The following is a 6,496-nucleotide window of genomic DNA, read 5'->3' on the forward strand; positions in this document are numbered from 1 at the left end:
TCTATGCCCTATCCCTTATGCAACAACCTTTATAGGTAGGTTGTCACCCTCTGAGGTCCCTTGCAGACGAACGGTTTTATAGTCTCGCCAGTGACAGCCTGCTTTCGGTTTACCCCTAAGTCTGACTTTTCCTCCATCTACGCTAACTTCTGAAACTGATTGTTTAGCAAGTGGTAATTGAAAATCTTGTGACAGCACTAGTTGTTGTTGCGTTGAGTGACCCACTTTTACTCCTGTCAATGCCTCAATCTCGATCTCTGCTTTTTGGTATGAAACACTCGCTGATAGCCTCAAACAGCACTTTTGAAGCAATGGACAAAATCTGCCTCCTTGGCTTCAAACCCAGTCTCTGTATCTGTTTAGCTTTAAGAGTCAATTCCCCTACTAGGCTTTTTATTTTCCTGGTTTTACCTACTTTTGTTCCTGTTTTTTGTTCAATAAAAAAAGGGCTATTTCTGGGCTGACTAGTTCTAATACTTGACTACGAACCGTTTTTTCTATGCCTTCAAGGTCTGTCAGCTTACTTTTGTCTGCTTCTTCATACAGTAGTATTGACAATTCTTTTAAGCAGGCTTTGATCCGTTCTTGTTTCTCTTGGTTCATTGTCAGCGATCGCACAGGGTTATTTCCCTTTATATTTTCCCATAAATGATAAATCTTCCAAAAGTGGATGCTCCCTATCAATTGCTTACACTTCTGCCACAATACAAGGGCAATAAATTAAACGTAAAGGCGTACAGAAATACGTAGGTCGTATTAAAGAATATGGGCGTACCGAAAGACGGCATAGTAGTTTTTATATTGGTTTATATGGGCAAACTTGGATTAATTTTGTAGACAATTGTAAGGAATTAGTCGAGCTATTATTGAGATTAAATTCTAACAAGCGCAAGTATTATCAACAGGGACAGAGGGCTATGAGACTCATTTTATCTGTATCCTAGCCATCTTTGTCGCCCCGTCAGACTTTAATCAAAGCCTGAACTAAGCCTTGGCAATGTGATTAATGACATTAAATTTAGTTCGCTTGCTTTACCTCTTTGGTTTTGAACCCTTTCATCAGAGTTAATGGGATGGTGTTTTTTTATTTATGCACTTGTCCCCATGTAAAAACTGTTGTTTACCCAAAAAACATCTGTAACTTTTGCCAGCATTAGGTTATAGCCATTATTTTTTAAAGCAATAAAACTTCATAAAGTGCGTTTGGATAGCAATCCTATCTGAATTGTGAGGAGATATTCAGCCTTATGGTTGAATTAACAAAGCACGAAGCGATCGCCCGCAGCTTTAACATCAAAGCCACAGGCGATCGCACGATTCATACTTTGATTCAGCAACGCCTTTATGCGGCTATGTCCACACTTTTTTAAAGCTATCAACAACCTCTGCTTCTGTTCCCTGGATGTAATATTGGTTAGGATCAAATTCTCCTTGAGTTGCCATCAACATGGCGTGAATTAATGCTTTGGCTTTCAGCATTGTTTCTTGAAATTCCATTTGGGGGTCAGACAGTGCTACAATACCACCGCCAACGCCAATAGAGGTTTGCTCGGTGGTCAGTACAGCGGTACGAATGACAATATTCAAATCAGCTGATCCATTCAATCCCAAAAAGCCGATCGCTCCTGAATACACTCCCCGCGCTTCTTGCTCTAATCGATCAATAATTTCCATAGTTCTTAGTTTGGGAGCGCCTGTCATGGAACCACCGGGGAAAGCATTGCAAATGCAGTCTATGGCACTCATACCGACGCGTAATTGACCGCGAATCGTCGTCACCAGTTGATGTACTGTGGCATAGGTTTCCACATCCATTAATTTAGGAACATGGACAGTACCAACTGCACAAACCCGTCCCAAATCATTACGAAGCAAATCCACAATCATTAGATTTTCAGCCCGGTCTTTTTCGCTGTTTTGCAATCGTTCACGCAGGATAAAATCTTCGTCGGGTGTCTTTCCTCGTGGCAATGTTCCTTTGATCGGCTTTGTTTCTACCCAACCTTGGCGATCAATGCGTAGAAATCGCTCTGGGGATGAAGAGGCGATCGCTACATCGCCAAAGCGTAAAAATGCAGAGTACGGAGCAGGATTGATGTGGCGTAATGAACGATAAAATACTAGTGGCTCAGGGGTCGCATCTGTGTAAATTTGGTTTGTCAAACAAACTTGATAGGTTTCTCCTTCGTGAATTTCTTGTAAACATTTCTCAATGTCATGAAAATAAGTCCTTTGCGATCGGCTTAATCGGAAGATTACAGATGTCTCTTTCTTCTCAGGAAGCACAGGTGACAGGGGGGGGAGGTGGTCAATCTCCTGTCTAATTAATTTAAACCAGGCTTCGGCTGAGGCTTTTTGTCCCGCCTGAATTAAGCACAGTAAATAAAGGGTTTGCTCCTCGTGGTCAATTGCAATCATCCGATCAGCCAAGAGAAACATGGCATCGGGTAAGCTAGAGGTGTGGTTTAATTGAGAACCACATTCTGCTTTTAATTCATAGCCAAAGTAACCCACAAAGCCGCAGTTAAAATCAAAGGGGAGATCGTCAGATGCACAGCGGCGTTGTTCCAGTTCCCGCTTGAGATACTCAAAAATCCCCTCTATCCTACGGGTGATGGTATTAGAATTTGTGACTGTGAGTTCTTGGGATAGGGTCTGATAACGAATCAGCAGACTATTTTCCCCGCTGCTATCTCCCATGAAGGAAAAGCGAGCAAGACCGGGTTCAACACGGCTGCTGTCTAACCAGAAAGCATTCGGTGATTTGCCAAACAAATGCACAAACATCTGCTCGGTATCAGGACATATATTCAGCTTGTGCGTACAAAGTTCAAATTTCTGCTGCTGTGTTTGGCAAGAAGAACTGATCGATAAAGGAGCAGTCTGGCTGTTTCTTGTCCAATACTGCTTTGTGGAACCTTTACCGCGCTCTTGAACAAATTTAAGAGTAATCTCTTTAAAATTCTCAAATAAGGTATGTCCATACTGAGTGCAAATTGACTCTGGATGGAACTGCACGCCCCATAGTGGTAGAGACTGATGGCGTATTCCCATGATTAGATTGTCTTCTGTCCACGCCACTTTTTCTAAACAGTTCGGTAGGTCATCTGCAACTAGCAAGGAATGGTAGCGCACCACAGAACAAGGTGAAGGGATTCCGGCAAACAAATCAGTTCCAGTATGATAAACCTGACTAAGCCGACCATGCCGTACCTCTGGGGCATGAATAACTTTTCCTCCAAACACATGACCAAGCCCCTGATGTCCCAGACAAACACCGAGAAGGGGTACTTGGGTATTTTGAATTGCTTGATAGCAAATGCCAAAATCTTTGGGATTTTCAGGGCGACCAGGCCCTGGTGAAATTACAATGTTGTCAAATTCCCACTGCTGCACTTCTTCCCATGCAAATTGATCGTTGCAAATTACAGTGGGATACTCTCCATTGACTTCTGCAATTAATTGATAAAGATTAAAGGTATACGAGTCATAGTTGTCGATAATTAGTGTTTTCATGTGGTAATTATTAGTAAAATATAGAGAACAAGATTTTAAATTTTGAATCTTAAGGGTTGTTTAAAAAGTCTAATTTATTACTCACTGGGCGACTATAGCGATCCGATTTGATTTGGAGAAATTATTTGTGTAGGAAGGCAATAGGCAATAAGCCTCTTTGAGTTACACTGTTACACTGATTGTTGCCTATCTTGTTTTACAAACTTACCAACATTACCTTATCCATAGAGAACATCAAGACATTTGTGACCAACGTCTTAATTTTCTTTGCTTAAGATCCCACTGAACGAGAGTTCAGGGCTGCCAAAACAGGAGAGGTAAGAATCCCCTTGTCTACGACACGCTGTGCGATCTGTTTTGTTTCTTCTGCCCGGTTGTTGAGCAGCTTGCCCTGAGCGTAGTCGTACCACTTTGTGGAAGCAAGCTACGCGTAGCGTCCCGTAGGGAAGGGAGTCGAAACACTATGGTGTCAGGCTGACTAGCTAGCTCTTTGCTTAACCAGCATATCCCCACACCCGCAGCCAAGATTGCTCTGACTCACCTAAATTAACGTGAGTTCGACGGTTATAAAAAGCCAAAAAGCTTGCTAGATATAAAGTGTGAGAAATCCGGGTAAAGAGCGATGGCTACGCCCGCCGCAGGCATCGCTAAGATTGATTGAGAATGGAGAAAAAAGTCACAAAAAAACGCCGAGACTAAAAATATCAAATAAAAATCAGGTCTCGGCTATGTCTACCATTGTCAGTAGATCGAAAAGTTTTCCAGAATCCTTACCAGCCGTTCATTTGAGTTTAGAAACACAATTTGCCGCAATCCTGTTAGAGTCTGCTTTTTAAGGAATGGGCGTTGTTGGTTGGTTAAGAGTGCGGTGCAAGCGATCGCGATCATCAGCCCCAAAGCGCCGGCTGAAACTCTGATTATTTCGTCAACTTACAAAAGTTTTTGATCTACTGATTGTATCTCGCCTCGACATCACACAAATTTTCTGGGACGTGGATGATTTTTGCAACCACTGGGAGAACTTGTGGCAACAAGTACCACAGTTACCATCTACAAAGGGAGAGCGTCGTAGTCGCTCGAAGATGCATTTATCAGAAGTGATGACAATAGTAATTGCGTTTCATGGTAGTGGTTATAAGACTTTCAAGGAGTTTTACACGTTGCACGTGCTACAAAGCTGGCGTGAGGCGTTTCCCAACTTGGTCAGCTACACAAGGTTTGTGGAACTGATGCCTTGGTGTTTAATGTTATTGTGTTGTTTCTTACATACACGCACGGGAGAGGTTACAGGGATTAGTTTTATCGATTCGACCCCAATAGATGTTTGCCACAATTGTCGCTCTCATGCCCATAAAGTGTTTAAAGGATTAGTTAAATGGGGTAATAATTCGGTGGGGTGGCACTTCGGTTTTAAACTTCATTTAATTATTAACGACTGTGGAGAATTATTGGCATTCAAACTGACTCTTGCAAATGTTGATGACCGTCAACCAGTCCCAGACATGACTAAGGACTTGATTGGTAAACTATTTGGTGACAGGGGATATATATCACAAAAACTTTTTGAGGAACTATATCAACGAGGGTTACAGTTAGTTACTAAATCTAAAAAGAAGATGAACAACCGTTTGGTAAAACTGATTGATAAAATTCTTTTACGCAAACGGGCATTAATTGAGTCTGTTAACGACCATCTCAAAAATATGTGTCAAATTGAGCACTCTCGACATCGCAGTATGTTTAACTTTTTGGTCAATCTGATGGCTGGTTTGGCTGCTTACGCCTATTTTCCTAATAAACCGTCGATTGACATTTATCCAAAAGATTTGCCTGCACTGCCTCCTGCCATTTTTTAGTTCGTCGAACTCACGTAAATTAAGATGCGCTTACCCTGTCTGTCTGTAAAATCAATTTTGTAAACATTTTTACGAAAACCGGACATCTTGCGTAAAAAGAAAGGCATAATTACAAGTGAGATCTAGAAACTCAGAATTATTGATTCTGTAGTTTGCAGACACGCCCTACTTCTAAACGTTTGTTAACGTGAGTTCGGGACAAGAAATGCTCAAAAGTTTTGATTTGTCGTTGCTTTCTGATGCAAAACCTCCAAGCCTAAAGTCAATAAGCACAGTAGTTGAAAATATCCTCAACAACTAACCTTATTGCAAATTCAAGATGATTCAGTAAATGAGAAAAGCAAGATTCCACAAGGGTTACAGCTTTGGGCTTAACCCGAACTCAGGTTTTGTTACATGAACATCATTCACAGCAAAAAATAGGAGACAAGAAAGATGTTAATTAATAAACACCTCCAACTAAATACCGATTTGTTTGAAGAAATAAAAGAGACTAATGCTGAAACAATTAGTGGTGGTCAAGCAACAACATTTTTAGTATCACAAGAATCTCCGATTATGCTGTCCAATAGTACTAATGCACCTATTTACTTGGACTTAAACTATGGCGAATTAACGAGAGATTATCGACTTAATCCAGGGGCGTCTCAAACCTTTTTCGCAAGAGAAGATCAAGGTAGAATTGATTACGATAAGAGTTTCTGCCAGGTAGGTATTCAAAATCAAGCTTACACCCTAACAGCAGGTAAAAAATACGATTTTCAATTTTCATCAGGTAGTAGCTGTAACATTCAACTCTACGATTCTGGTAACATTGCCTAAAAAGCGATTGTTCTCTAGTCCTTTGTTTAAATAGATTGATTAGGGACTTCCAGAGAATAAAATATACAGTCAATAAAAATGATAATCATTTTATGGGGAGAGAGAGGTTGCCGTCGGCAACCTCTCTCTCCCCATAAATATGCAAGACAAATGTCTGCACAAAGATAGTTCTTAAATGCAGTGAGCAGAATTGATATTGATATCGATTATTTTGGCGCTTTTAACTTTTTGGAAATTACGTTAACTTTAATTCGGGAGCATCCACTTTTGGAAGAAACATAATTCTGATACTCCGAAAACCC

Annotated in this window: 4 protein-coding genes and 2 pseudogenes; 4 read left to right on the forward strand and 2 right to left on the reverse strand. The window is 40.9% G+C overall.

Translation table 11 applies throughout. The annotated features are described in order from the left end of the window. Positions 1 to 45: 45 nt before the first annotated feature. A pseudogene (locus VB740_RS16590) lies at positions 46 to 603 on the reverse strand (ISKra4 family transposase); the annotation flags it as partial. Between the two features lie 74 nt (positions 604 to 677). Between VB740_RS16590 and VB740_RS16595 the strand changes: the two are divergent. Continuing rightward, positions 678 to 944: pseudogene (locus VB740_RS16595) on the forward strand (IS4 family transposase); the annotation flags it as partial. Positions 945 to 1,247: 303 nt separating this feature from the next. Next, positions 1,248 to 1,370 (forward strand): hypothetical protein, encoded by a 123-nt coding sequence (locus VB740_RS16600; RefSeq protein WP_323201067.1) that lies wholly within the window; start codon positions 1,248 to 1,250, stop codon positions 1,368 to 1,370. Here the strand turns inward: VB740_RS16600 and pabB are convergent. After that, positions 1,351 to 3,516, reverse strand: coding sequence for an aminodeoxychorismate synthase component I (gene pabB, locus VB740_RS16605; protein WP_323201068.1), 2,166 nt, complete (start codon positions 3,514 to 3,516; stop codon positions 1,351 to 1,353). The genes VB740_RS16600 and pabB overlap by 20 nt on opposite strands. Before the next feature lie 992 nt (positions 3,517 to 4,508). Between pabB and VB740_RS16610 the strand changes: the two genes are divergently transcribed. After that, positions 4,509 to 5,372: an IS982 family transposase gene (locus VB740_RS16610; protein ID WP_323201069.1), complete on the forward strand. Its 864-nt coding sequence runs from the start codon at positions 4,509 to 4,511 to the stop codon at positions 5,370 to 5,372. A gap of 435 nt (positions 5,373 to 5,807) precedes the next feature. Continuing rightward, positions 5,808 to 6,194, forward strand: a complete 387-nt coding sequence (locus VB740_RS16615) for a hypothetical protein (protein ID WP_323201070.1) — start codon at positions 5,808 to 5,810, stop codon at positions 6,192 to 6,194. Positions 6,195 to 6,496: the final 302 nt, after the last annotated feature.

The sequence above is a fragment of the Nostoc sp. UHCC 0251 genome (genome assembly GCF_034932245.1).
Lineage (GTDB): Bacteria > Cyanobacteriota > Cyanobacteriia > Cyanobacteriales > Nostocaceae > Nostoc.

What these genes read in the sequence shown, in the direction of transcription:
- VB740_RS16600 (WP_323201067.1), top strand. Translation starts at nt 1,248, where the DNA reads ATGGTTGAATTAACAAAGCACGAAGCGATCGCCCGCAGCTTTAACATC.
- VB740_RS16615 (WP_323201070.1), top strand. Translation starts at nt 5,808, where the DNA reads ATGTTAATTAATAAACACCTCCAACTAAATACCGATTTGTTTGAAGAA.
- pabB (WP_323201068.1), bottom strand. Translation starts at nt 3,516, where the DNA reads ATGAAAACACTAATTATCGACAACTATGACTCGTATACCTTTAATCTT.